The sequence below is a fragment of the Bacillus sp. CPT56D-587-MTF genome (assembly GCF_058792335.1).
In genome coordinates this window covers 2,584,883-2,610,516 of sequence record NZ_JBYTEF010000001.1, presented here as the reverse complement: position 1 = coordinate 2,610,516, position 25,634 = coordinate 2,584,883, and the positions used below count along the sequence as shown (strand labels likewise).

Sequence of the window (25,634 nt, the reverse complement as noted above, 5' to 3'; positions counted from 1 at the left end):
CTAGGTTCGAAGGTCAGGCTGCTCAGCCTGCGCGTAGGGAGTCCCGCACGTTCACTGAGAAACACTCTTTTTATGTGGTACATCCACAGGAGAGGGAAGAATTGTCCCAAATGATCCTAAGATCATTATCTAGAAATATCTTGAGACGTCCAAGTGTTTTTTACTGGTCTCTCATTAATATAAGTGGCAAATCTAAGCTCGAGATAGAGCTTAAATATAATATACGAGGGGAATTCGTGGCATATTTCAAATAAAACAATAAATACTAGTAAAGTGGCTGTTTCGTTTTTTAGTTCCTATTATGGCTGGGTTATAAATAGTGAAAATGGAAGTGTGTATCAAATAATAAAAAAAGGAGCAAAATGGATAAAGGTATCAAGTAATCCATTGCTGAAAAATGTATTTTGTTTACATTTTTTTAATCGGCGTAAAGGTTGGGCTTGTAATAAAAAAGAAATATTTACTACAAAAGATCGCGGTATAACATGGAAAAAGGTTGTATATAAAATTAATGATATTTATAAATTAGTGTAAAAGAGTCCTAAAGAAATTAGGACTTTTTTTATTTTTAAATGGTGAGAGTTGTAACAGACAACGATAAGAGGAGGGATACAAGTGTAGAGATTATATTTTCAAAAATAGACGTTTGTTTTCACACAGTATAATTCACTTTTGAATATGTTAATAAAGTAGCAAATTCATAGGAAATGGTAATACTTAATATTTTATGTCACATGATGTGTAAAGGGGGCGTGTAATGAAATCGTTAACGGTTATTATTTTGTACAGTGAAAGAGAGCAAATATTAGAAGAGTCAATTCAATCTATATGGAAGCTAAATCCTCTTGAAATTATAATTTTCGTTCCTAACGATAGAAGTAATTTGTATGAAATAGCAAAGAAACATAAATGTCATATTGTTTTTATGGACAAATATAATAAGCATTATGATGGATATGGAGCTTGTATAAAGGCAGCAAAAGGAGAAGTTTTATTATTTTTAGATGGCAATTTTTCGTTATCCACAAATGAAATGCAGAGATTTATTGAGCCAATTGTTACAAATCAAGCCGATGTAGTTTTAAATAAAATAGATAAATTGATAGAAATAGGTAAATGTCCAAATATGGATATTGTATGGAGAAAAATGTTAAATGAAATTTTAAGTCGACCAGATTTAAAAAGCAATTCAATACTTTCGTTACCATATGCGCTTACGAAAGAAGTAGTGGAAAATATCGGCTTTAATTATATGGAAGATATCGTTCTATCTCATATGAAGATTGTGAATCAAGGGTGGCGGATTAACGATCAATATGCAATCAATACGTTATCTAAAGATGAGACTATAGAGGAAGGAGGATATTTAATAAAAAAAGAGTTATCCAAAAATGAAAAAGAGAAAGTAGAAAGATATTTACGAGGTATAGCTAAATGGATAGAGAAAAAAGGAAGAAGAGTAGGGTTTACTGATGCAGGAAAAAGAAGAGATATTGTTCAAAAACTAGGTGAATGTAAGCGATATCCTTCCTATCATCAAGGGTGGGGAATGCATTCTTCAATTTATGATGGGAAGCAACTTTCTGTCATTATACCGGTACAAAATGAAGAAGAGACTATAGAACAAGTAATACTTGAGGCGAGAAAAATAGAACCACTAGAAATCATCGTCGTTGTAAATGGTTCGACAGATCAAACGGCTAATATTGCTAAAAGACTTGGTGTTACTATTATTGAATATAACGAACGACTTGGTCATAATGTTGGGCGTGCTATTGGAGCGCTTGAAGCTACAGGAGATATTCTTTTATTTATTGATGGTGATTTTAGTGTTTCAGGAAGTAATTTGCATCATTTTACAAAAGCAGTTTCAGCTGGTGTAGACATAGCATTAAATGATTTGAATCCGATGTTACACCCTCCGTTTTATGTTGTAGACGTCGTAAAATATATGCTTAATTTAGCATATAATCGTCCAGAATTAAGCAATGGCTCATTAGTAGCAATTCCACATGCTATGAGTAGATCATGTTTAGATGCAATAGGCTGGGAAAGCTTACTATGCCCTAGTCTTGCACAAGTAAAAGCAATATTACAAGGGTATAGAGTAGAATGTGTACATTACGTTGATGTTGTAAAACCGAATAGAATTCGTTTAATGGAGAATGTAAGTCACAATGGGCATCCTCCGGCAGTATTAAGAATCATTGGTGATCACGTTGAAGCTCTCTCTTACTTGATAGAACAACTTGAAATGGATGGAAAGGGTGATTAAACTGTTAGACCAGTATAAAATAATTAACATTTCATATGAACAATTATGGCAAATGGATTTTCAAATTACAGAACCATTTATACTCAAGGTTGATTGGGATAAAGTAACGTATGAATTTTTAATTCGTATTAAGCCCGATGCTTCTAACACTATTGTTTTTGGATCCGGAGCAGGTGGGTTTCAAGAACAGCCAATTGGTCCACCTATTTTTCATCGACATTCTTGGATGGATGAATTTGAAGATACTGTTATATATTATAATGACCCTACGTTATATCTTGGAAAATTATCTTTAGGTTGGGGACAGGGAGAGTTAAATAGATTTTATTTACAAGATATAGCAAATATTTTAGAAATAGTATTTGTAAAGTTAAAAGTTGATTCGAAAAATGTGTTGTTTTATGGCAGTTCTGGGGGAGGATTTATGTCTTTAATTTTAGCTGGATTCGTTAAGGGCTCCACAGCTTTCATTAATAATCCTCAAACAAATTTATTAAAATGGATACCTGTACCAATAAATCTAGTTTTCGATTTGTCTTATCCAAGTTTATCAAGAGAAGAAGTTGAAGAGAAATTTGGTGAAAGAATTAATGTTGTGAAATTTTTTAATCACATTAAATATGTACCGAATATTTATTTTTTGCAAAATTTCGCGTGTGAATTTGATGTGCAAAATCATTTGCTACCATTTATTTCCGAATTAGAGCAACTTGATAAAGACACGGAAGTAAATCAAATTATAATTGACTTATATTTTGATAAAAAAGCAGGGCATGCAGCTGTAGGGAAGAGTGAAACAATTGAATATATAAAAAAAGTAAAACCTAATCAGACTGTAAAAGAAGAACAAAAAGAAGTGGACCTATCAGTTGTTATAGTTTTAGGAGAAGAAAAATCAAAATTGAATCAAATTTTAAATAAAGTGCAGCATATAAAACCACTAGAAATTATTATTGTAGCTGATGATAGAATGAGTGCGATACAATCTATACCAACATTTGTTGAAAGTAACGTTGTTGTGATTGAGGAGAAAAGTAAATGGAAAGCACCAGTTCATGGGGCAAAAGTCGCCAATGGTGATGTAGTCTTATTTTTAAATGGAGAAGATGTTATTTTTTCGGTAGAATTAGAACGATTTATAGAACCGCTACTAAAAAAGGAACAGGATGTAATTTTAAATAATATAGACTCGGTTTGTTTTGAAAAGATGAGAGTAGAATGGCTAAGCATTGCTATGGTGTATAGAAAAATAGTAAACGATGTATTGGGGCGTATGGATTTAAAATATGATTCGATGTTATCTATGCCATATGCTATTACTAAAAAAGCAATTGAAGACATTGGATATGATATCTTGCAGAACCCTATTCTGTCCCAAGTAACTCTTATTGAGAAAGGGTGGCGACTACAATCCTCGTCAGCCATCACTAACACCTCCTTGAATAATATGCCTGCAAACAAAACCTCTTTCTATAAAAATGGATTAACTAAATTAGAAGTATATGAGATTAAAGAAAATATAAAAGCTTTGGAGAGTTGGTTACAACGAAAAGATGATAGAGGTAATTATACAGATGGAGGAAGAAAAAGAGAAATTATAGAGCAGTTAAAAAAACAAAAGAATTATTCACGTTTCCATAAAGGATGGGGAATGAATTCCTCTATTTATAATGGAAAACAGTTATCAATTATTATACCAGCACAAAATGAAGAATCAACGATTAAAGAAGTTATTCTTGAGGCAAGAAAAATTGAACCGAAAGAAATAATTGTTGTCATTAATGGGTCAACAGATCAAACAGAAGCAATTGCTAAGCAATCAGGGGCAACAGTAATTGTTTATGAAGAAAGATTAGGGCATGATGTAGGACGGGCAATTGGTGCACAAGAAGCGACAGGAGATATACTTCTCTTTATTGATGCTGATTTTGCTATTCCAGCAAAAGATCTTCATCCGTTAACGCAAGCTGTTGCGGATGGTGTTGATATGGTTTTAAATGATTTAAATTTAAATCTTAGATTTCCTCTATATATTGTAAGTTTATATAAATATATGTTGAATATTGCTTGTAACCGTAAAGATTTAGGGGTAGGATCTACAATTGCTGTTCCCCATGCTATTAGTAGAAAATGTTTAGAGGGAATTGGCTGGGACACTCTTCACACAGCGTGTGTTGCACAAGTAAAGGCAATATTAGAAGGGTATAAAGTCGAATGTGTCCATTTTGTAGATGTAATGAAACCAAATCGTATTCGGCCACAAGAGCATTTTGCGACGATAGGACATCCACCAGCTGTATTGAGAATTACTGGGGATCATTTAGAAGGACTTTCATATTTATTGAAGAATAAGGATTTTAAAGATTTATTTTAAAAGGTAAATTTGTCTATTGAATGAGTAACTTAAACATTTCATTTATGCAACTTGACGATATTTAGTATTGCAATGAAACTAAAATCAAAAATTTTTATTATTTTTAGCTCAGGTACAAGTGAAGAGCATGTTTCACTGACTGATAGTAAATGAACAAGTAACTAAAAGGTAAAGGCTTCTTTATATATATGAAGAAGCTTTTATCTTTTTTATTTTAAGTATGGAAGGTAAAGAGTAAATAAAGTTGTAACGGTATTTTTATTTTTGGATAAATTGATATTAGATATAAGAAAGGAGGGAATATCTTGTCTTGCATCAATAAAAGTTGTTTTCATATTTCTTTAGAAACTAAAGTCAATCCAAATGGTGGGGCAGAAATATTCGTAAGGTGCAATGATGAATGTTTATCTAATTTTAATGTAATACCGTTTATTGCATGTGTTCCTATTTCAGTAAAGGATGATTTGAGTTTTTTAGTTGATTTAGATAGTTTAATAAAACGTTAATTTTCTATGCAGTTAATAATAAAATAACATCTAATTTATAAGACTTAGTAAGAGAATCGTGTCCGAATTTAATTAACTGTATATATTGTTAAAAGAAAGGAGGGAGAGTTATGGCATGTACTACGAATAATGTTTGTTTAGATGTGTGTCTTAAAATTACAATTACCCCTGGTAGTGGAATTGATGCAGTAGTCGATTGTGGAGGCACATGTGGGACAAGTCCTACTATTGTAATTAGTCCTAGTGGATCAATTGTTATTACTTTACCATTAGTTGCATGTTTCTCAATTGCACTAAAAGATGATTTAAGTGTTGACTCTTCATTAACAAGCCTCTATTTTCAAACTTCTTAAGAAAGATACAGAAATGAAAAGCCTGCCTGCTACTTTTCTTTTGATCTAATGTAAAAATAAAAAAGATGGTTACAACCATCTTTTTTTCAGAGTGTTGGGAAACCCTTTAGGGTTCCCAACACTCTGGAATCTTTTTTGATTTTAGCGAATAAAAACAACATAAAATAATAGAATTTTAAAAAATAGCCCTCCACCTGACCCTTTTTGGTCAGGTGGAGGGCTATTTTTTTCATGTTTTGACAAGCTGCGGTGAGATAAGCTTGCATTTGGACAGACTTCAGCCCTCGAAACCGGGCATAGCGGTAGCCATGTAGTTCTTTGGCGTCTGCAAAGCTTCGCTCTATAGTGGAACAGCGTACTTTATACAACCTTTTCCCTGTAGCTGTTAGCTTGTTTTTTCTAGCAATATCCTTATATTTCTCCCACACATGATGAGTGATAACTTTTTGTTTTTGTTTCTTTGAAAAGCACACCTCACGTAACGGACAAACAGCGCAGTCTTCTGGATTCGATTTGTATTGACGGTATCCTTCACGATCAGTTGTTACATATTCTAGAATACATCCCATCGGACAAGCGAAAACATTCATTTCTTCTACATATTTAAATTGGCTTTTCGGTACTTCTTTATTCCGTTTTCCAAATCGGCGATACCCCATCACCATAAATATATTCCGTTCTGATAGTTTCTTACAGATATATCCTGTAAAATAGCCAGCATCAAGGGCAACAGCTTCTACTTTGAAGTCGAATTTATCAATCTGAGCTTGGAGGCGTGCTAAATACGGCTCGGAATCTGCCATATTTCCAGCCGTTACATAGGTATCTGTAATAATATTGTACTTCGCATCAGTCGTACGATGATCCAAGAAATGAAAACCATTTGGTTTTCCATCTCTCATTAAAAATCCACTATCTGGATCCGTTGTACTTATACGAGTTTTTTTGGTAGGGGTATCACTTTCCTTTCTAGGTTTTAATTCTTTTTTCCATGTACCTCACGATCTTCGATTACCGCAGCTTCTAGCTCGTCTATATAAAACTTTGCTTTTTCTTTTTTATATTTATGTACAAATTTATTTTTATTGGCATTGGCCTTAATATGTGTAGAATCTGTCATCAGTGCACGTCCTCCTACCATCCGGTGCTCCGTCGCTTGTCTCACAATCTCATCAAAAATTTCTTCGAAAATATTTGTATGAATAAAACGAGTACGACGATTCCAACTGATTGTAGAGTGATCCGGAATAGTATCCGATAGAGAAAACCCTAAAAACCAACGGTAGGCAATATTCGTTTTAATTTCCTTTTCCAATTGACGCTCAGAACGAATACCGTAAAAATATCCAATAAACATCATCTTAAATAAAACAATAGGATGAATGGACGGGCGTCCATTGTTTTCACAGTAATAAGGGCGTAACTTCTCTTCAATAAAATCAAAACTAATTGTCGCTTCAATTGCACGAAGGAAATGATCTTGTGGAACCAACTCTTCTACAGAAACAGATACACGCTCATCACGATGATTTTTTAAAGCACCCATCATAAAAAATCTCTCCTTTTCCTCTTTTTTATCAGTGTTGACACATAAAAAGAGGTTCAGACACAAAAACAGGCTGTGGAGAAGACTTTCTCCACAGCCTGGAAAAAAGATGGTTACAACCATCTTTTTTTATTTTGCTATATATTTAAAATGAATTTATATATTATTTGGTGGTAAGAATATACAATTAAAAGTATTCAGTGTTTCTTTTTTGTTCAATGAGGTAAGAAATTGCTTCTATATGATCACCAATGATTTGTTGCGTTGCTAATGAAAGGTAGCCTTCCTGCGAGAAGTGTTTTTCTGGTCGAACTCGATTTATCTTGTCAACGTCGATAGAATGAACATTTTGTACATGCAATCCTGCTAAAATTGTTTTAACTTGACTTAAGGTTGGTGAAAGAAGAGAATCAAACCCAATTGTATCAATGCATTTTCGACTAAAAGCATGAGGGACAGCAGTTGTGGAGCCCATACCTAAATCTTTTCGATTACATGCTAAATTAACAACATGCTTACATGCAGTTACGATAGTATAAGGAACACGATACATGTAGTAGTGCTCTAATTTATTTAAAGCTAAATCGGTTCCATTTTGAACAGATTGTACAAATGGTAATAAATCAGAACTAGGAATTAAGAAATCACCATCAATAAATAATAATATATCACCTTTTGCAAAATATGCACCAACGGCACGTCCGGTATCAATGCCGAGTGCTTCTTTGTAAGTAATAACTGTTGCACCGCAATTCTTCGCCAATTCCTCTGTTTTATCTGTTGATCCATTAACAATAATGATGATTTCTAAAGGTTTTAATTTCTGCACCTCAAAAATGATAGATTCTATCGTTTTTTCTTCATTTTGAACAGGGATAATGATGGATAATTGTTTATTTCCATAAGTATTTGAATAAAACTTTTTACCTGTAATTATTTTGGGTATAGCTCTTTGTTCGCCGTTTTGAAGTTCTAAAATAATATCTCGCCTTCGATTATTATCAGTATAGTTTCCTCTTGAATTTTGTAATATATTTACCCAATTTTCAATTGCTTCTAGGTGATAACGAATGAGTTGTTTTGAGGGGAAGGAGGGAATTTGCGGTATAGAAATTTTAAAATGATTGCTAATGCGAAATTTATTTTTAATAATTTTCATTTGTGCCAATATCGGATTTAATAAACTTTCTGGAGTAATTGCATCAAGAATCTCTTTTGTTATTGCATAGGGAGGAAATAATAGTGAGTTAACATGTAAATCTGGACGATGAAAAAAATGATTCGTAACCTGCTGCCAAATCATTTCTATAGTTGGCTTTTGCTTTTGATAAAAAAAGTCATCTAAATTGTTTAATACTATGTCAGCTGATTCGTCTAGTAATGGTTGAAGAAATTGTGTAAGTAAGGAAGATTGGATAATGTAATTTGCATCTAAAAATAAGAGGTACTTACCCTTTGCTTTTGTGGCACCAATTACATAACAATTATTTAATTCTGACGGTTCTTCTAATGTGATAATTTTACAATTGTAAGATTGTGCAATATCAATGGAATCATCGATATATCCGTTAATAGTAAGGATGATTTCTAAAGGGTGTAGTTGTTCACAGGCTTTCAAAATTTCAGGTAAAACTTTTATGTTATGCTGTATACGAATAATAATAGAAATCGGATTTTTACACATAAGTAGTCTCCTTTTTAATCAGAGGTAGTTATTAATAAGATTAGATAAAATAGGAGATATATATTTTATTAAATACGTAACGACTATTTAGTTTTCTCAGACTTAGAATTTTCATTACCTGAATTAGTACCTTTATTTATTCCAGAAGCCAGTAAATTATTGAGAACGCTCAGGTCTAATTGCATAGGGATTGAGTTTTCGGATGTAGTTTTCTCATTTTCTTTTTTGGTAGTTAATATAGTCTTTATATTTTTTATTTCTTTATATTGTTTTAAGGTAATGAAAAATCCAGAAATAATGAAGAGAAAAGAAATAGTAGCAAGTAAAAGTATTATTTCCAACATAAAACACCCTCCTTTAAATCTATAATAATACTATATTTGAATGTAATAAGACAAAATTCGAGCTAATGAGTTCACTTTTTAAATATATGCAAATCTTTAGTAAAAGTTACTAATTTCTAGGTTAAAGGAAGCAATTACAGAAATGTATAGATATAAATAAATTAAAATTTCATTTGTAGTGTAAAGGTATGTGTTATATAAGCTGAACGTCATTCTATAACAAGTTAAACAGGGTTTAATTTTATATAAAAAGAGCATTTAATTGGACAAATAATTAATTATATGAAATAATAATAACAGATAAGGAGACGTTGCTTTTCCTTAAGTGCTTCGAATTAATTTTATTCAATAAGAGAAGGTGTGCTTAAAGAAGTTAAATTAAATAAGGAGCTGTTTTATTATATGCAACAAAATAATGATTTAAATTTTGAACCTCAAGACGTTAATATTGTTAATCCTAAACAAGCCAGGAAAGCAGTAATTGCTACTGGTATAGGGAACGCAATGGAGTGGTTTGACTTCGGATTATACGCGTATTTAGCGGTAATTTTAAGTCAATTATTCTTCTCTGGTGTTGATAATAGTGGATTGCAACTTGTACTTACATTCGGTACATTTGCAGCAGCCTTTCTCGTTCGACCAATCGGAGGTGTATTCTTTGGTAGAATAGGGGATAAGTACGGCCGAAAAATCGTGTTAAGTACTACTATTATTTTAATGGCACTTTCTACATTATTCATCGCATTACTACCAACCTATGAACAAATTGGTGTATGGGCACCAATACTACTTTTAGTTGCCCGAATGATTCAAGGCTTCTCTACAGGCGGCGAATATTCAGGAGCAATGGTTTATATCGCAGAATCTTCTCCAGATAAAAAGCGTGGTATACTCGGTAGTGGTCTTGAAATTGGAACACTCTCAGGTTACATTGCTGCATCGGTAATTGTTACCATTTTGACGTTATTGTTAACAGATGAGCAAATGCTCAGCTGGGGATGGCGTATTCCGTTCTTAATAGCTGCACCAATTGGTTTGGTCGGTTTATACTTACGCCGTCATCTAGATGAATCTCCAATCTTTGAAGAGATGGAAAAAGCACAAGAGGAATCTGAAGACAATGAACAATTTTCATTCATGGATATTATTAAATATCACAAAAAAGACTTCTTATTAAGCACAGTAATTGTCGCCTTCTTTAATATTACAAATTATATGATTCTTTCGTATATTCCTTCTTATCTAACTCAAGTACTTAAAGTCGAAGAAACAACAGGCTTATTAATTATTTCTATTACGATGGCACTTATGATTCCACTAGCACTATATTTCGGTAAATTAAGTGATAAAATTGGTAATAAACGCGTTGTGCAAATTGGTTTACTTGGTTTAACTGTATTTGCAATTCCAGCATTTTTACTAATAGGTAACGGACATATTGCAGCTATATTTGCAGGTATTTTCGTACTAGGTTTCTTCTTAAGTGTATATGAAGGAACATTACCTTCATTATTACCATCACTCTTTTTCACTGATGTACGTTATCGAGCACTTTCGATCTCATTTAATATTTCTGTATCGATATTCGGTGGAACAACACCGCTTGTATGTTCATACTTAGTTCATGCAACTGGTAACCCGCTCGCACCGGCATTTTATTTAGCAGGTGTAAGTATTATTGGATTAGTTGTATTTAGTGTACTATTCGTTACAACTTCAGGGCGTGCGCTAAAAGGTTCATATCCTACAGTAGAAACGAAAAAAGAAGCACACCAAATCGCTAAAGAAGACCCTGAAGAAACACTTTGGTGGCATGAAGAGTCATTAGAAATTGAAGCAGGGAAGAATGCTTCAATTTAAAAAGCAACGTAGAAGTACAAAAAGACTCCTATGAATATAGGAGTCTTTTTGTTACGTTATTTCTTTCGTTTCTTCAAACTTTTTTGATATGCATAAAGCTTATGAATCTCTTCCTTAAATTCATGTAGAAGTACAGTGTTTGCACTATTTGAATAACGCACCGTATTATAAGTATCTATAATAATATCACTTTGAATATTTACATCTTCTTCATCGTTTATTCTTTCTAGCCAAGCCTCAACAGTTTCTCCCCGTTTTCTATTTAAAGGAGGGGTTAACTTACTCTCTAGCTTAAAAATTTCCTTCCGAATTTCGTTATGTGGCGGTTTATTTCGTTTAAAACGATTTTGGCTCATTCCTTCTTTATCAGTAATGATAGTAGATTCGAAGGCGGGCATATTTGGTAAACTTAAATGTTTTCGTTTTTTTACTATTTTCCAAACGACATAAATAGCGATAGCTGTACAGACTATTATTGTAGTGCTATTTATGAGTATTGGATCAAAATCAGGAATTTTTTTTCCGTCTTCAATTTTTGGTTTTAAGAGATGTCCTTTATTTGCCCAAACATCTTCAGTATCTTTTAATTCCGCTGCTTTAATTAATGGCATTAAAGCATAGCCGAAGCCTAATGCGACTACTTCCGTTATAAAACCAAAAATAAGTCGAATGAAAGGAAATACTTGAACAATTAATATACTCATTAAGCCAATCGTAATGATAGAAGAAAAACGTAATAGTTGTTGTTTGCGATTGGCCCCGGTTAACCAAAATGTAATCATAAGATGCAAGGCTAACATTAATAGTTTCCACAACGGTGGAAAGGGTGCATAAAATATAGCTGAAACGACAAACCATACAATACCACCTAAAGATTTTTGAACTGGATATCCAGGTCCGACCACATGTACGATAAAGAAAAATAGTGGTAATATGATTGTGCCAAATAGAGAAAAAGGTAAAAATAAAGAGAAAAGAACGATTTGAAGAACTAAAAGTATTACAAATCCTGTTGTTTTTTTCTGCATAAATTTATGAATAAGAAATACTCCAATATAGCCTGTTGTTAAAAATATTGCAATACTAATTAGTTCATCTCTTTCTGTTAATAATGAAAGCAGAAGGAGCAGAATGAAATCATGAATGTGATATAGCCAAGTTTTCAACTGGTTCCACCATCCCTTCACTAGTAATGAGAAACGTTGGTTGCGAGAGAAGAGGGAGTTCATTTCTTTGTAAACCAATGTATATCATTGTAGACGATCGTTCTCTTTTTCTCTTTACATAATGAAGGAATCCTTGTTTCGGAAGTAACGTACTATCATCTGAAATACGGGCTAATTCTTCTAAAGCTTTTGCATATTGTGTTTGTCCTTCATTTAACGGTACATGTAATGCACCGCCTTCTGCTAATACACTAATAAACAATTCAAACGGAATGTGGTGCTTCGTTGCATACTGGAAAATGTATGTTGCATATGAAATAAGTTCTTCTACATTATCTTTCCAACCAAATCCACGATCGGCAGCTAAAGAAAGACAAATCGTCCAACTATAATTTTTTACAGGTTCATATTGCTTCGCCTGTAATTGTTGCATTTTAGCAGATGCCTTCCAATGAATAGAGCGGAAAGACTCACGCTCATATCGCTTTACACCGATAATAGATGTTTCATCATTGTAAAAAGAAAAATTCGTTCGATAAGATCCATTCAAAAGTTGCTGAAGTTCTTGCAAACCTGCTACTTCTTTAGGAGAAGGATACACAATAATTTCAGTCCTTAATTTATCAAAAACAGGTAAATGTACAGTTAATAGATGAAATGGATCTTTTAATACACATTCAAATTGTTCAATTTGAAACACGCCACGCTTCGTGGCGGTTAATGTTAACCCCCATTTTTGTGCCGAATGTGCAAGTTGTGAAAATGGGAAAGAGAATAACGTTTTTGATATTTGTTCAATGCCTTGCTCTTTATGCGGTATAAGGGACGAATTTAAATGAAAGTAACAAACACCATTAACGATTGGTATGCTGGCTCCATTTTTTAAATGAATAAAAAACTGTCCAGATTCCTCAGGAAAAATCCGTGTAGTTTGTTTCTCATTTATGATTTGAAACTTCTTCTCTATGAAAGCGACATATTTATAAATAAAAATCGCAAATAAATAATAGAAGAAAAAGAGAAACATAAGCATTCGTTGCGGGAAAAAGAATGTGAAAAGTAATGCGATTGGAACGGTTAGTTGAATAATATGGAGTTGAAAAAATAAAGGCACAGTTACAACACGCTGTCCATTCATGCTTGTTCAATCTCCACAGGTACGTCAACTTCTTTTAAAATACTTTGCATAATATCATTCTTTGTCGTACGCAGGGCACCTTCCATTGATAAGACGATACGGTGATTCCAAACAGAAGGAACTAACAATTGTATATCTTCTGGTGTGCAATATTCTCTCCCGTGTAAAAAGGCTAAAGCTTGAACAGCACGTACTAAAGCTAATGTGGCACGTGGACTTACACCGTTAGCGATATAATCATGATTTCTTGTAGCATGAGCAAGTTTAATAATGTAATGTTCTAACGGTTCGGATACGAAAATCTCTTTTACTCGTTTCTGTGCATCTAAAATATCATCTAAAGTAATAACAGATGTGACACTTTCTAGTGGTGCATCGTTACGAAAACGTCGCATCATTTGTAGTTCATCTTCAGGATTCGGATAACCTATAGAAATTGTCATTAAAAAGCGATCAAGCTGTGCATCTGGAAGAGGGAACGTTCCTTGTGATTCAATTGGATTTTGCGTCGCAATAACAAAGAACGGTTTTGGAAGAGGAGTTGACTGCTTTTCAAGCGTCACTTGTCGTTCTTCCATCGCTTCTAATAAACTAGACTGTGTTCTCGGCATTGCACGGTTAATTTCATCTGCCAGTAGAATGTTTGCCACGACTGGTCCGAGTCTTAACTCAAATTCGCTCGTTTTTGGATTGAAATATTCAATACCTGTCACATCACTTGGAAGTACATCAGGGGTAAATTGAACGCGAGAAAAACTACCACCAATACTTTTTGAAATGGTTTTCGCCAGTAACGTTTTCCCAGTACCAGGCACGTCTTCGAGTAGTACATGTCCATCAGCAAGAAGTGAAACGAGCAGTAGATCAATAACATTTTCTTTACCAACAAACACAGATCCGATGTTTTCTTTCAATTTATTTATCATATGTACCATTCCTTTCATTATAAAAGAGCTAATATTTCTATATTTTAACAAATTATTCAGAAAATTGGTATGATTTTTCAATTCAAAGAAATGGATATTTAATTATTAAATTACTCTTGCATATTTTGGAATATAATTATACAATATCGATATACGATGTATCGTGAGTCGATATATCATATACCGATGTATCGGAGGTAGTTATAATGAATGCGAAGGCGCAAAAATATATTCCGTTAACTGAGGCGACATATTACATATTATTGTCACTCGTGAAGCCGTTGCATGGCTACGGAATTATGCAAATGGTAGAAGAGATGACAAATGGGGAAGTAAAGCTCGGCCCTGGTACTTTATATGGAAATACGACGAAATTACTAAAAGAGAAGTTAATTGTTGAAGTTGCCTCTACAGACAGAAAGAAGTGCTATGAGTTAACGCCACTTGGTAAAGAAGTGTTAGAGCTAGAGTATAACAGGTTGCAACGATCTGTAAGGAATGGGAATAGTATATTAGGGGAGTGAATGGAAGATGGAGACAAAAAGGGTATTCAAATTTTTTATGGCATGGAATTTAGAAAAAGAAGAAGCTTTTTTACGAAAGATACATCAGCAAGGTTGGGCATTACAAAAATATAATTTAATGTATACGTTTCAGAAAACGGAGCCAAAAGATGTAATGTACAAAGCTGATTTTAGATTGGTTTATAGAGATTCGAAAGAACAACAACAAGAATATTTCGAAATATACGAAATGTCAGGTTGGAAACGCGTAACAAGTTTCACAAGATGGAATTATTTTTGTAAAGAAGTAGAAGAAGTAAATGAATTGCCTGATATTTACTCAGAAAAGGAGACGAGGATACAAAAACTAAATGAATTATTGTTATTCCTTGTTATTATATCAGCAAGTTTATTACCATCAATGTATAATCTGTTTTTAAGCCCGATGGAATCAAGAGTGCCAATGTGGGCGAAAGTTATGACCGGTCTTACAGGTGGTATGTGGATGTACTTCTTTATAAGACTTTCTTGGAAAATCAAGAAATTAAAAAGTGAAATATTATAATAAAAAGTGGAGTTTAAAAGAAGTTGATTTTGTAAAGAGGTAATTAATATGGGAATCAACTTCTTTTGTTTCTATATAATCGTATTTTTGCTCACTCTTTTTTATATAATAAAAATCTATATGAAGGCATAAAATTAACAATATCAAAGCCGCAATTTAACCTGAAAATAATAAATGAAGAAAAAAGATTCATATTGAGGATCAAAAAATAAAAGATGACTAAAAAGATGTGGGGTGTAACTTATAATAAGGAAGAAACACGTTTTTTATTAAAGTATAAAACGAAAAAATCCCTTATAGAAAAATCTATTTCTACAAGGGATAATCATGTTTTTATTAGAAAGACTGATTTTGCGCAGGTTTAATAAATTGTTCAGGGTTTTCAACAAGTCCGCATACAGCACATTGGACACGGTATGTAGGTCCTTGATAGGCCATATGAAAAGCATTCATCGTTTCATTTGTGTATTCTTCTTCCACTTGACCAGTTTGTGGATTTATTTTGACTGGTTTTACTTGTTGCTCAAGAATATTAAAGCGAGTACGGTTCGTTTTACAACTTGGACATAGCATTGGTTCCATATGTATACACCTCCATTTGTATCATTTCTTAAAATCTTTAATTTTATGCAAGCAAAAAACTTTCTCAATATAAATAGGTGTTTAATGTATTTAAAATTCAGAAAAAATAAAATATAATAAAAGTACGAACTGGTTATGTCCAAACCAAACCTCCTGTTTTATGCCAATAAGCTGGGGGGCCGAGAAATCGGCCTCATTTTTTTTGCTCATTACTACAAGGAACAAGGTTTTTATGAGACTTTTGTCGAAATTTTAGGGATAGATACAAAGGGGGATGTAAAATGAATTTGAAAATGAAGTACATCATTTTATATGTAGAAAAGTTTGAGGAATGTTTAAAGTTCTATAAAGATATTTTACAGTTACCTATAAAAGCAGAGCACGGCACATATATTGAATTTAATACTGGAACTACCATTTTAGCGATGAATACGCGGCAAGATGTGAAAGAATTAACAGGACTACCGCTTACAGAAGGTGAATTACAGTCTTCTCATTTCGAGTTAGGATTCGTTGTTGAGAATGTACAAGAAACGATTGAGCAATTTAGAGAGCAAGGTATTAAAATTTTAGTGGAGCCAATTGTAAAACCGTGGGGACAAACAATTGCCTACATTGCTGATCCAGATGGAAATTATATTGAAATTTGCAGTTCATTAGAATAGAGGGAGAAAGAGAAATGGGATTTCCGAAACTAGAAACAGAACGTTTATTCTTAAGAGAACTTACACTATTAGATGCAGAAACGATATTCCAATATTTTTCGAAAGAATCAGTTATACGTTATTTCGGAATGGATTCTTTCGAAAATATTGAGCAAGCGAAAACAATGATTCAAACGTTTAAAAATCGTTATGAAGAGGGCAGTGTATTTCGCTGGGGAATCGAGAAAAAAGGGACGGGCCAATTAATCGGAACGTGCGGATTTCATTTAATTAATAATCATCATAAACGAGCTGAAATTGGTTATGAATTAGATGATACATATTGGGGACAAGGATATGCATCGGAAGCATTACAAGCGATTTTAGCTTACGGATTTGAAATGCTGCAACTAATAAGAATCGCAGCGGTTGTATATGTAGAAAATAAAGCTTCTCAAAAATTGTTAATAAAAGCAGGATTTCAAGAAGAAGGATTACTTCGAAAACATATGATTCAAAATGGTGTCGCTCATGATACCATTCTATACTCGTTATTAAAAGAAGAGTGGAAGAAGTAATGAGTACAAATGAGCTTATAAATGTTATGAAGAAGCATAAAGAAAACCGCTTTATTTTAGGGATAGATGGTTTAAGTCGATCTGGAAAAACAACATTCGTAGCCAATTTAAAAGAAAATATGAAACAAGAAGGCATTCCGTTTCGTATTTTCCATATTGATGATCATATAGTGGAGCGTAATAAACGATATCATACTGGATATGAAGAATGGTATGAGTATTATTATTTACAATGGGACATTGAATGGCTAAGGCGGAAATTTTTTCAAAAGCTACAACATGAAACAAAATTGAAATTACCTTTCTTTCATGAAGAAACAGATATATGTGAAATGGAAAAAGTACAGATTCCTATTGTAGGCGTAATTGTTATTGAAGGAGTTTTTCTGCAGCGAAAAGAATGGAGAGATTTTTTTCATTATATGGTCTATTTGGACTGTCCAAGAGAGACAAGGTTTCTACGTGAGAGTGAAAAAACGCAGAAAAACCTTTCAAAGTTTGAAAATAGGTATTGGAAAGCAGAGGATTATTACTTAAAAACGGAATTGCCGAGGGATAGGGCGGATTTAGTCATTGAATGATTTGAAAATAGAAGGTGAATAGAATGAATATTTTATGGGATTTTGATGGGACGTTATTTGATACGTATCCTGCATATACAATGATGCTTTCTGAAATATTAGGTGATTCAGTAGAAAAACAAGAAATATACAAAAACTTAAAAATATCATACTCTCATGCAATTCAGTATTATAATATTTCATGTGAGCAGGAAGAAAAGATTAAAGTTTTGAAGGGGAAATTCACGCCAAAAGATATGAAACCTTTTGCAGGTGTCGAAGAGGTTTTGAAATTTGCAGATAAAAATGTGATTATGACCCATAAACATAGGGCTGGGGTTATGGACATTTTAAAATATTACGGCTGGGAAAAGTACTTTGTAGATATGGTTGCAATTGACGATGGCTTTCCCCGAAAGCCCAACTCTTTAGCTTATAATCATTTACATAAAAAACATAATATTGATTTAGCTATTGGAGATAGAGAGTTAGATTTAATACCCGCAAAAGAATTAGGTATTTCAACATGTATGTTTCAAGGTAATTGTGATGTAGCGGATTATTCTTTATTACAATACTCGGAGTTTTTTAAGGTAGTGATTGATAGAGAGTTTTCTTTATAAAAAAAGTTATTAATAAAGACTGTATCTTTCATTTTAAAGGTACAGTCTTTATTTTTTAGAACTCTTTCATTTTATTCCGCATTAACGGGTAGCCCGATTGGTTCAACTAATAATCAGTGGAGGGTGAACAAAACCTCCACTGATTAAAGTTTCACTTTATTTTCTGTATATAATAATTACTAGAGGTTAAAGAATGATCGTCCATCTTTATTAAGGAAGTAGCCAGGTTAATTGTTAGATAGAAATAAACCGAAAGATAAAGTGATAGCGTCTACTTTATCTTTTTTATATTTTAACCAAATTATGGTTATTCATGCTAATATAAACTCATAGCTATATAGAAGGGGTGGGGTTAGTATGAAAACTGAAATAGTTCCTAAAAAGAAGTACAGTATAATAAGCTATGTATCTTTACTCATCGGCATTTTGTGTTTTCTATTCGTTTTTATAACGCCAACAAGGATAGCCAATGCAGGTAATATAGTTGGAGATTATATTACAATTGCTCTGACAGGTGTAGGTATCATACTTTCAATAATCACAATGACGAAAAGAACAGAGAAGAAGGGAATTGCTATTCTTTCATTAATACTGTCCTCATCATTTTTTGTATTTTGGATCATAGCAATTATCCTATTGTTTACTGGTCAAATTAGTTTTGCACCGTAATGTGTAATAAAAAGAGTCCTTCTCGTATGAAGGACTCTTTTTACTCGGTATCTTCAGGTTGATATTCTAAAATATCCCCCGGTTGGCATTCTAATGCTTTACATATTGCTTCTAAAGTTGAAAAACGGACTGCTTTTGCTTTTCCATTTTTCAAGATAGAAAGGTTAGCCATTGTAATTCCAACCTTCTCCGAAAGCTCTGTTACACTCATTTTTCTTTTTGCTAACATTACATCAATATTAATAATAATTGCCATATTATTCACCTCAGACCGTTAAATCATTTTCTGATTTTATATCTATAGCATCTTTTAATAGTCTTTGGAGAACGGCAGCAAAGACCGCGATTACCATTGAAGCAAAAATCATAATCATTCCGATAATAATAATGCCAGGGGCGTCATCTCTCTCTGCCACGAGATAGAAAAGTGGCATACCTAATACATATAATACACTAATTGCCAATGCGCTGTACTTAATATTTTTTAAAGCTTGAACAGATAACTCTGAGAATGCGTTATTTTTATCAATATAGTTTAAAAGCTTAAATGTTTGGTACAGTGCGAAGTAATAAGGTATTGCTGTTGCATATAAATTGATAAATACAAGATATTTAATATATGCAATATCTGGATATAATTCTGCAGCGAAAGCTCCTATTTTAGGGACTAAAAAAATGCACATAGCAAGAACGGGGATTCCGATCAGAATCACAACGGTCTTTAAAAAGAGTGTGGATCCTTGTTTCATAAAAAGCACCTCATTTATTTAATATCTTATTAATTTAACACGAAATTTATTGTTTAACAATAAATTTTTATTTCTTTTGATCGAGGATTTATTGTTAAACAAGTAATTAATGAAAAGGATGTTAAATCTTTTTTATAAGATAGATGATACATACCGATATTTAATAAAGGAAAGAAAGGGAAAGTAACTATTGTTAGCTTTATGAGAATTGGGAACTAATAAAACATATGTAGGTTTTGGTATGGAAAAGGAAATAGTGTGTATTTAAAATGAATGCAAAGTTTATGGAGGAACAATCATGTTGAATTATGGTGTGAAGATGAAAAAGTTGCTATTAGTGGCAGCTATAATAGTAAGCGTATTAAGTACGGAAAGTATGATGAATTATCATGCGGCCAAAGCTAAGGTGAAAAAAGTAGAACATCAGCCTAAAAATATAATTATAATGGTTATGGACGGAACGAGTTCAACGGCGACAACATTGGCTCGCTGGTATAAAGGGGCACCGCTTACGTTAGATCAAATTGTAACAGGAGGAGTTCGTACGTTTTCGGCGGAATCAGCTATTACAGACTCAGCGCCAGCAGCAACAGCATTAGCAACTGGAAATAAATCAAATTCAGGATATGTAGGTGTATTACCTTCTATTGTAAGTTCGCCTAGCTTAGAGCCAATAAAAGAAGAGGACAAGTTACGGCCGGTCGCAAACGTATTAGAAGGTGCAAAACGTACTGGTCGTGCAACTGGAATTGTTGCTACATCTGAAATTCAGCATGCTACTCCGGCGGGATTCTCGGCTCACCATGTCAATCGCAAGCAATTTGACGTAATTGCGAAGCAGCAAGTATATCAAAATATAGATGTCGTATTAGGCGGGGGAAAAGCAGCGCTGCTACCTATGCAAAGTAATGGAATCCGAAAAGATGGTGAAAATTTAGTGAAGGTGATTCAAGACAAAGGATACGATTTCGTTGAAACGAAAGATGCGTTATTGAACTCCAAATCTAATAAAATTTGGGGCTCTTTCTCACATCATGCTCTTGCGTTTGATATGGATCGTATAGCAACAAACCCAGAACAACCAACACTTTCTCAAATGACAGAAAAAGCAATTCAAACATTATCAAAAGATAAAGATGGCTTCTTTTTATTCATAGAAGGTAGTAAGCCTGATTGGGCAGCCCATGCTAATGATCCAATTGGGATGATTAGTGATATATTGGCATTTGATGAAGCGGTAGCAAAGGCGTTACAATTTGCGAAGAAAGATGGGGATACGATGCTCATCGCTTTAACTGATCATGGTAACAGCGGCATCTCTATAGGGAATAGGAATACGACAAAAGGATATAATACTACACCGGTTTCTGCATACATTGATCCATTGAAAAAGGCGAAAATGACACTTGAAGGAACTATAAATAAACTGAAATCTGATTTATCAAATGTAGAAGATGTAGCTAAACTATATGGTTTGGATAATCTAACTCATGATGAAAAAGAAAAATTAAAAGCGGCAAAAAAGAAAATGGATGTAGGACGAATTCTTACTACATTATTGGCTAATCGTGCAAATATCGGCTTTACGACAGGAGGACATACAGGTGAGGATGTATTCTTACATTCTTATGGACCTCAAAAACCAGAAGGCTTAATCCAAAATACAGACATTGCGAAGACGATGGCGAAAGCGATGGGCTTTAACTTAGAAGAAGTAACGAATAAAATATTTTTAGAGAGTGAACAAGTCTTTAAGAAAATCGGTGCAACTGTAACAGCCGACAAAACCGAAGGAGCAAACCCGTTACTCGTAGTAAAACGTAATAAAGTAGAAGCACAATTATTTGGTAACAAAAATATAATTCGTATCAATGGTAAAGGACATGAATTAAGAAGTATTATTGTAGAGAGTAATGGAAAGCGCTATGTACCAGAAGAAGCAATTCAACTATTTGTAAAGCATTCTCGTTAAAAAATTGCCAACCAGTTAAGCTAACTGGTGGCAATTTTTTGTGTTTATTCTAAATATAAGGGTTCGGATTGTTTTGGAAAGTTTTCCATATGAGACTTGTATAAATGTGAAAGGGGAGTTATATTTTTTCTTACATTAAAAAATTTCGTTTTGTAGAATAGAGAATTTATACATATAGTAAAGTCTAATGTGTTATCAATTAATATTTACGAAAAATATATTAATACTTTAGAATTTCTTTAATTTTCATTATTTTTTATTTAAGGTTATCCGTTATATTTATAATGTATTTATTTCAATTTATTGTATTTCAGCGCAGTTTTATATAATTATAAAGCAATCATCAAAATAAAATCTCCACTAGAGTAAATTTATTATTTTTTTTGCGAAAATTATTATGCAGCTAAGAAAACTGTAGTTTATTGAATTAGAAATATATTAGAATTTAGTTGAAGAAAGAGAGAGGGAATAAAATGAATATAGTGCACTTACGTCCTAAACAGCGGTCTAAGTATCGCATTATGCTAGGGAAGTGGTATTACTCTACAAAGAGGTACATTCAGTGGTTAGCAGACGGAAAAACATATGCAAAAAGGTTCCAACAAGAAAAGCTACCTTGTACAGCAATTCAGCACCAAACGATATTACTTCGTAAGCTTAAAGATGTAGATATGTGGTATCAACAGAATAAGGTTGTTAATTTGAAAATTGCTGTTAAAAAACTAAATGATATCGTCATTAGACCGGGAGAAACATTTTCTTACTGGCGTTTAATAGGTAAGCCAACGAAGAAAAAAGGGTATGTAGAAGGTATGGTATTACACTACGGATCTTTTCAAACAGGTATTGGAGGTCTTTGTCAGCTTTCGAATTTAATATATTGGATGACTTTACATACACCACTGACAGTAACCGAACGATATCGTCATAGCTTTGATGTCTTTCCTGATTCTAGGCGAACTCAACCGTTTGGGAGTGGGGCGACTTGTTCCTATAACTATTTGGATTTACAAATTAAAAATGAAACGGACCAACCGTATCAACTTCACCTTTATATGACAGATGAACATTTAGTTGGTGAATGGAGAACAGTCTATCCGCAACTTTATCAATATGAAGTGTATGAGAAAGAACACTCAATTCAACCTGCATACTGGGGCGGTTATATACGACATAATGTGATTCAACGTAAAGTATATAATCTACAGAAACAGTTAATAGAAGATCAATATGTAACAGAGAATCACGCTATAATGATGTACGAACCACTATTAGCTTGTAATAATGAGAATAGTGAGTAATATGGTAACCCATAGATTAAATAGTATAGAGAATATTTAATTCTTATTTTTACTAAAAAAGTTCACTGTTATTTATAGGTGAGTTTGTTTTTCTATCGTATGTATTTCACCCTTCATAAAAAATATTTCTCAACATTTTATTTGTTGAAAAAGATTGAATATTCGTATTATAACGAATATTATGTTGTTATCGGCAAAAAACGATAATTTGCAGACACTGGGGAGGAAATACATTGAAAAAGAAAAAGAAATTAAAACCATTAGCGGTATTAACAACAGCAGCAGTACTAAGTAGTACGTTTGCTTTTGGAGGTCACGCAGCGCATGCTGAGACACCAACATCATCTCTACCAATAGATGAGCACTTAATACCGGAGGAGCGCTTGGCTGAAGCGCTAAAACAACGGGGGGTAATTGATCAATCTGCATCGCAAGCTGAGACGTCAAAGGCTGTCGAAAAATATGTTGAGAAAAAGAAAGGGGAAAACCCTGGGAAAGAAATTTTAACAGGAGATAGTCTTACGCAAGAAGCTTCTGATTTTATGAAAAAAGTAAAAGATGCAAAAATGAAGGAAAATGAGCAGGCGCAGCAGCCTGAAGTAGGCCCAGTAGCTGGACAAGGTGCAGCATTGAACCCTGGGAAATTAAATGGAAAAGTACCTACTACATCAGCGAAGCAAGAAGAATACAATGGAGCTGTTCGAAAAGATAAAGTACTTGTTTTACTTGTAGAATTTAGCGATTTTAAGCATAACAATATTGATCAAGAGCCAGGATACATGTATTCTAAAGACTTTAATCGTGAACATTATCAAAAAATGTTATTTGGTGATGAACCATTTACTTTATTTGATGGATCGAAGATTAACACATTTAAGCAATATTATGAAGAACAATCTGGTGGTAGCTACACAGTTGATGGGACTGTAACAGAATGGCTTACTGTTCCAGGAAAAGCATCAGATTATGGTGCTGATGCGGGTACTGGGCATGATAACAAGGGGCCTTTAGGACCAAAAGATTTTGTGAAAGAAGCATTAAAAGCAGCGGTAGCAAAAGGAATCAATTTAGCAGACTATGACCAATTTGATCAATACGATCAAGATGGTGATGGAAATAAAAATGAGCCAGATGGCATTATTGATCATTTAATGGTTGTACATGCTGGCGTTGGTCAAGAAGCTGGCGGCGGTAAATTGAAAGATGATGCGATTTGGTCACATCGTTCAAAACTAGGTTCAAAACCATATGCAATTGATGGCACGAAATCTTCTGTTTCGAACTGGGGCGGAAAGATGGCTGCATATGATTATACAATCGAGCCTGAAGACGGGGCAGTTGGTGTGTTTGCACATGAGTATGGCCATGATTTAGGCTTACCAGATGAATATGATACAAAGTACTCAGGACAAGGTGAACCTGTTGAGTCATGGTCTATTATGAGTGGTGGTAGCTGGGCTGGAAAAATTGCAGGAACAGAGCCAACGAGTTTCTCACCACAAAATAAAGAATTTTTCCAAAAGAATATGAAGGGGAACTGGGCGAATATCCTTGAAGTAGATTATGACAAACTTAGCAAAGGAATCGGTGTTGCGACATATGTAGATCAAAGTACTACAAAATCTAAACGACCTGGAATCGTTCGTGTTAACTTGCCGGACAAAGATATAAAAAATATCGAATCAGCGTTTGGTAAGAAGTTCTATTACAGTACAAAAGGAAATGACATTCATACAACACTTGAGACACCAGTATTTGACTTAACAAATGCAAAGGATGCTAAGTTCGATTATAAGGCATTTTACGAACTTGAAGCGAAGTATGATTTCCTTGACGTATATGCGATTGCAGAAGATGGAACGAAGACACGCATTGATAGAATGGGCGAAAAAGATGTAAAAGGCGGCGCGGATACAACTGATGGTAAGTGGGTTGATAAATCATACGATTTAAGCCAATTCAAAGGAAAAAAAGTAAAACTGCAATTTGAGTACTTAACAGATATTGCAGTAGCTTATAAAGGGTTTGCGTTAGATAATGCAGCATTAACTGTAGATGGAAAAGTTGTTTTCTCTGATGATGCAGAAGGTCAGCCAGCAATGACGTTAAAAGGCTTTACTGTGTCTAACGGATTTGAACAGAAAAAACATAATTACTATGTAGAGTGGAGAAATTACGCTGGTTCTGACACTGCGTTACAACATGCACGTGGCCCAGTATTTAATACGGGAATGGTTGTATGGTATGCGGATCAAAGCTTTACAGATAACTGGGTAGGCGTTCATCCAGGTGAAGGGTTCTTAGGAGTAGTAGATTCTCATCCAGAGGCAATTGTAGGGACATTAAACGGACAACCTACTGTGAAGAGCAGTACGCGTTACCAAATTGCCGATGCGGCATTCTCATTTGATCAAACACCAGCATGGAAAGTAAATTCACCAACTCGCGGTATCTTCGATTATAAAGGATTACCAGGAGTGGCAAAATTTGATGATTCTAAGCAATACATCAACAGCATTATTCCTGATGCAGGACGTAAGTTACCGAAACTAGGACTGAAGTTTGAAGTGGTAGGCCAAGCTGAAGACAAGTCTGCAGGTGCAGTGTGGCTTCATCGATAAAATAAGGTAAAACGAAGAGGAGCTGCGATAAGTCGGTGAAACTGACTTATCGCAGCTTTTTTCTTCTTGTGAAAAAACTTGCTGTTTTTTTATGT

Annotated in this window: 23 protein-coding genes and 2 pseudogenes; 16 read left to right on the top strand and 9 right to left on the bottom strand. The window is 33.7% G+C overall.

Going from position 1 to position 25,634, the window contains the following annotated elements:
• Positions 1–225: 225 nt before the first annotated feature.
• From AC3WVZ_RS13375 to AC3WVZ_RS13355, 5 genes and pseudogenes are all read left to right on the top strand, one after another.
• A pseudogene (locus AC3WVZ_RS13375) lies at positions 226–534 on the top strand (WD40/YVTN/BNR-like repeat-containing protein); the annotation flags it as partial.
• Positions 535–757: 223 nt separating this feature from the next.
• Positions 758–2,275 (top strand): glycosyltransferase family 2 protein, encoded by a 1,518-nt coding sequence (locus AC3WVZ_RS13370; RefSeq protein ID WP_000839298.1) that lies wholly within the window; start codon positions 758–760, stop codon positions 2,273–2,275.
• A gap of 52 nt (positions 2,276–2,327) precedes the next feature.
• Positions 2,328–4,649: a glycosyltransferase gene (locus tag AC3WVZ_RS13365; protein WP_233936573.1), complete on the top strand. Its 2,322-nt coding sequence runs from the start codon at positions 2,328–2,330 to the stop codon at positions 4,647–4,649.
• 305 nt (positions 4,650–4,954) lie between these two features.
• Positions 4,955–5,155: a hypothetical protein gene (locus tag AC3WVZ_RS13360; protein ID WP_074555161.1), complete on the top strand. Its 201-nt coding sequence runs from the start codon at positions 4,955–4,957 to the stop codon at positions 5,153–5,155.
• Positions 5,156–5,265: 110 nt separating this feature from the next.
• Positions 5,266–5,508 carry a hypothetical protein gene (locus AC3WVZ_RS13355; protein WP_000752474.1) on the top strand — a complete coding sequence of 81 codons (243 nt, stop codon included), beginning with the start codon at positions 5,266–5,268 and terminating at the stop codon, positions 5,506–5,508.
• Between the two features lie 179 nt (positions 5,509–5,687).
• On the opposite strand, the pseudogene AC3WVZ_RS13350 reads toward AC3WVZ_RS13355, so the two are convergent.
• The 3 genes and pseudogenes from AC3WVZ_RS13350 to AC3WVZ_RS13340 all read right to left on the bottom strand — a co-directional run.
• Positions 5,688–7,057: pseudogene (locus tag AC3WVZ_RS13350) on the bottom strand (IS1182-like element ISBth7 family transposase); the annotation flags it as partial.
• Between the two features lie 184 nt (positions 7,058–7,241).
• Entirely contained in the window at positions 7,242–8,738 is a 1,497-nt protein-coding gene (locus AC3WVZ_RS13345; RefSeq protein ID WP_000335242.1) for a glycosyltransferase, read from the bottom strand.
• A gap of 83 nt (positions 8,739–8,821) precedes the next feature.
• The gene (locus tag AC3WVZ_RS13340; RefSeq protein ID WP_000889737.1) at positions 8,822–9,082 is read right to left on the bottom strand and encodes a hypothetical protein; all 261 of its coding nucleotides are present in this window, start codon (positions 9,080–9,082) and stop codon (positions 8,822–8,824) included.
• Between the two features lie 402 nt (positions 9,083–9,484).
• On the opposite strand from AC3WVZ_RS13340, the gene AC3WVZ_RS13335 reads away from it, so the two are divergent.
• Positions 9,485–10,942 (top strand): MFS transporter, encoded by a 1,458-nt coding sequence (locus AC3WVZ_RS13335; RefSeq protein ID WP_001186926.1) that lies wholly within the window; start codon positions 9,485–9,487, stop codon positions 10,940–10,942.
• Between the two features lie 56 nt (positions 10,943–10,998).
• On the opposite strand, the gene AC3WVZ_RS13330 is transcribed toward AC3WVZ_RS13335, so the two are convergent.
• Genes AC3WVZ_RS13330 through AC3WVZ_RS13320 form a run of 3 tightly spaced genes read right to left on the bottom strand, consistent with a single transcriptional unit; the run spans position 10,999 to position 14,172 of the window.
• Entirely contained in the window at positions 10,999–12,108 is a 1,110-nt protein-coding gene (locus tag AC3WVZ_RS13330; RefSeq protein ID WP_000860489.1) for a DUF4018 domain-containing protein, read from the bottom strand.
• A complete protein-coding gene (locus AC3WVZ_RS13325) occupies positions 12,080–13,246 on the bottom strand; it encodes a DUF58 domain-containing protein (RefSeq protein WP_001014395.1) in 1,167 nt (388 codons plus the stop codon). The genes AC3WVZ_RS13330 and AC3WVZ_RS13325 overlap by 29 nt, the downstream gene beginning before the upstream one ends.
• On the bottom strand, positions 13,243–14,172 hold the full coding sequence (locus AC3WVZ_RS13320; RefSeq protein WP_233936468.1) for an AAA family ATPase: 930 nt from the start codon (positions 14,170–14,172) through the stop codon (positions 13,243–13,245). Before AC3WVZ_RS13320 ends, AC3WVZ_RS13325 begins: the two co-directional genes overlap by 4 nt.
• A 206-nt stretch (positions 14,173–14,378) precedes the next feature.
• On the opposite strand from AC3WVZ_RS13320, the gene AC3WVZ_RS13315 reads away from it, so the two are divergent.
• Both AC3WVZ_RS13315 and AC3WVZ_RS13310 read left to right on the top strand, forming a co-directional pair.
• The gene (locus tag AC3WVZ_RS13315; RefSeq protein ID WP_000991883.1) at positions 14,379–14,696 is read left to right on the top strand and encodes a PadR family transcriptional regulator; all 318 of its coding nucleotides are present in this window, start codon (positions 14,379–14,381) and stop codon (positions 14,694–14,696) included.
• Positions 14,697–14,703: 7 nt separating this feature from the next.
• A complete protein-coding gene (locus AC3WVZ_RS13310) occupies positions 14,704–15,240 on the top strand; it encodes a DUF2812 domain-containing protein (protein WP_233936467.1) in 537 nt (178 codons plus the stop codon).
• Between the two features lie 336 nt (positions 15,241–15,576).
• Here AC3WVZ_RS13310 and AC3WVZ_RS13305 read toward each other — a convergent pair whose 3' ends face one another.
• Positions 15,577–15,822 (bottom strand): hypothetical protein, encoded by a 246-nt coding sequence (locus AC3WVZ_RS13305; protein WP_000433602.1) that lies wholly within the window; start codon positions 15,820–15,822, stop codon positions 15,577–15,579.
• Between the two features lie 281 nt (positions 15,823–16,103).
• Between AC3WVZ_RS13305 and AC3WVZ_RS13300 the strand changes: the two genes are divergently transcribed.
• The 5 genes from AC3WVZ_RS13300 (at position 16,104) to AC3WVZ_RS13280 (ending at position 18,896) form a co-directional block, all read left to right on the top strand.
• Positions 16,104–16,487: a glyoxalase/bleomycin resistance/dioxygenase family protein gene (locus AC3WVZ_RS13300; protein ID WP_001049849.1), complete on the top strand. Its 384-nt coding sequence runs from the start codon at positions 16,104–16,106 to the stop codon at positions 16,485–16,487.
• Positions 16,488–16,501: 14 nt separating this feature from the next.
• On the top strand, positions 16,502–17,044 hold the full coding sequence (locus AC3WVZ_RS13295) for a GNAT family N-acetyltransferase (RefSeq protein WP_233936466.1): 543 nt from the start codon (positions 16,502–16,504) through the stop codon (positions 17,042–17,044).
• Entirely contained in the window at positions 17,044–17,625 is a 582-nt protein-coding gene (locus tag AC3WVZ_RS13290; RefSeq protein ID WP_098584382.1) for a kinase, read from the top strand. Before AC3WVZ_RS13295 ends, AC3WVZ_RS13290 begins: the two co-directional genes overlap by 1 nt.
• Positions 17,626–17,648: 23 nt before the next feature.
• The gene (locus tag AC3WVZ_RS13285; protein WP_233936465.1) at positions 17,649–18,227 is read left to right on the top strand and encodes an HAD-IA family hydrolase; all 579 of its coding nucleotides are present in this window, start codon (positions 17,649–17,651) and stop codon (positions 18,225–18,227) included.
• Between the two features lie 357 nt (positions 18,228–18,584).
• Positions 18,585–18,896: a hypothetical protein gene (locus tag AC3WVZ_RS13280; protein ID WP_233936464.1), complete on the top strand. Its 312-nt coding sequence runs from the start codon at positions 18,585–18,587 to the stop codon at positions 18,894–18,896.
• Between the two features lie 40 nt (positions 18,897–18,936).
• Here AC3WVZ_RS13280 and AC3WVZ_RS13275 read toward each other — a convergent pair whose 3' ends face one another.
• A complete protein-coding gene (locus tag AC3WVZ_RS13275; protein WP_000974619.1) occupies positions 18,937–19,152 on the bottom strand; it encodes a helix-turn-helix domain-containing protein in 216 nt (71 codons plus the stop codon).
• A gap of 10 nt (positions 19,153–19,162) precedes the next feature.
• Positions 19,163–19,645, bottom strand: coding sequence for a DUF2975 domain-containing protein (locus AC3WVZ_RS13270; RefSeq protein WP_000809113.1), 483 nt, complete (start codon positions 19,643–19,645; stop codon positions 19,163–19,165).
• Positions 19,646–19,943: 298 nt separating this feature from the next.
• Between AC3WVZ_RS13270 and AC3WVZ_RS13265 the strand changes: the two genes are divergently transcribed.
• From AC3WVZ_RS13265 to AC3WVZ_RS13255, 3 genes are all read left to right on the top strand, one after another.
• Positions 19,944–21,617 carry an alkaline phosphatase gene (locus AC3WVZ_RS13265; protein ID WP_233936463.1) on the top strand — a complete coding sequence of 558 codons (1,674 nt, stop codon included), beginning with the start codon at positions 19,944–19,946 and terminating at the stop codon, positions 21,615–21,617.
• A 473-nt stretch (positions 21,618–22,090) separates the two neighbouring features.
• Positions 22,091–22,918, top strand: coding sequence for a VanW family protein (locus AC3WVZ_RS13260; RefSeq protein ID WP_233936462.1), 828 nt, complete (start codon positions 22,091–22,093; stop codon positions 22,916–22,918).
• Positions 22,919–23,151: 233 nt separating this feature from the next.
• Positions 23,152–25,539 carry an immune inhibitor A domain-containing protein gene (locus AC3WVZ_RS13255; RefSeq protein WP_000727440.1) on the top strand — a complete coding sequence of 796 codons (2,388 nt, stop codon included), beginning with the start codon at positions 23,152–23,154 and terminating at the stop codon, positions 25,537–25,539.
• Positions 25,540–25,634 lie beyond the last annotated feature (95 nt).

What these genes read in the sequence shown, in the direction of transcription:
- AC3WVZ_RS13370 (WP_000839298.1), top strand. Translation starts at nt 758, where the DNA reads ATGAAATCGTTAACGGTTATTATTTTGTACAGTGAAAGAGAGCAAATA.
- AC3WVZ_RS13365 (WP_233936573.1), top strand. Translation starts at nt 2,328, where the DNA reads ATGGATTTTCAAATTACAGAACCATTTATACTCAAGGTTGATTGGGAT.
- AC3WVZ_RS13355 (WP_000752474.1), top strand. Translation starts at nt 5,266, where the DNA reads ATGGCATGTACTACGAATAATGTTTGTTTAGATGTGTGTCTTAAAATT.
- AC3WVZ_RS13345 (WP_000335242.1), bottom strand. Translation starts at nt 8,738, where the DNA reads ATGTGTAAAAATCCGATTTCTATTATTATTCGTATACAGCATAACATA.
- AC3WVZ_RS13340 (WP_000889737.1), bottom strand. Translation starts at nt 9,082, where the DNA reads ATGTTGGAAATAATACTTTTACTTGCTACTATTTCTTTTCTCTTCATT.
- AC3WVZ_RS13335 (WP_001186926.1), top strand. Translation starts at nt 9,485, where the DNA reads ATGCAACAAAATAATGATTTAAATTTTGAACCTCAAGACGTTAATATT.
- AC3WVZ_RS13325 (WP_001014395.1), bottom strand. Translation starts at nt 13,246, where the DNA reads ATGAATGGACAGCGTGTTGTAACTGTGCCTTTATTTTTTCAACTCCAT.
- AC3WVZ_RS13320 (WP_233936468.1), bottom strand. Translation starts at nt 14,172, where the DNA reads ATGATAAATAAATTGAAAGAAAACATCGGATCTGTGTTTGTTGGTAAA.
- AC3WVZ_RS13315 (WP_000991883.1), top strand. Translation starts at nt 14,379, where the DNA reads ATGAATGCGAAGGCGCAAAAATATATTCCGTTAACTGAGGCGACATAT.
- AC3WVZ_RS13310 (WP_233936467.1), top strand. Translation starts at nt 14,704, where the DNA reads ATGGAGACAAAAAGGGTATTCAAATTTTTTATGGCATGGAATTTAGAA.
- AC3WVZ_RS13305 (WP_000433602.1), bottom strand. Translation starts at nt 15,822, where the DNA reads ATGGAACCAATGCTATGTCCAAGTTGTAAAACGAACCGTACTCGCTTT.
- AC3WVZ_RS13300 (WP_001049849.1), top strand. Translation starts at nt 16,104, where the DNA reads ATGAATTTGAAAATGAAGTACATCATTTTATATGTAGAAAAGTTTGAG.
- AC3WVZ_RS13295 (WP_233936466.1), top strand. Translation starts at nt 16,502, where the DNA reads ATGGGATTTCCGAAACTAGAAACAGAACGTTTATTCTTAAGAGAACTT.
- AC3WVZ_RS13290 (WP_098584382.1), top strand. Translation starts at nt 17,044, where the DNA reads ATGAGTACAAATGAGCTTATAAATGTTATGAAGAAGCATAAAGAAAAC.
- AC3WVZ_RS13285 (WP_233936465.1), top strand. Translation starts at nt 17,649, where the DNA reads ATGAATATTTTATGGGATTTTGATGGGACGTTATTTGATACGTATCCT.
- AC3WVZ_RS13280 (WP_233936464.1), top strand. Translation starts at nt 18,585, where the DNA reads ATGAAAACTGAAATAGTTCCTAAAAAGAAGTACAGTATAATAAGCTAT.
- AC3WVZ_RS13275 (WP_000974619.1), bottom strand. Translation starts at nt 19,152, where the DNA reads ATGGCAATTATTATTAATATTGATGTAATGTTAGCAAAAAGAAAAATG.
- AC3WVZ_RS13270 (WP_000809113.1), bottom strand. Translation starts at nt 19,645, where the DNA reads ATGAAACAAGGATCCACACTCTTTTTAAAGACCGTTGTGATTCTGATC.
- AC3WVZ_RS13265 (WP_233936463.1), top strand. Translation starts at nt 19,944, where the DNA reads ATGTTGAATTATGGTGTGAAGATGAAAAAGTTGCTATTAGTGGCAGCT.
- AC3WVZ_RS13260 (WP_233936462.1), top strand. Translation starts at nt 22,091, where the DNA reads ATGAATATAGTGCACTTACGTCCTAAACAGCGGTCTAAGTATCGCATT.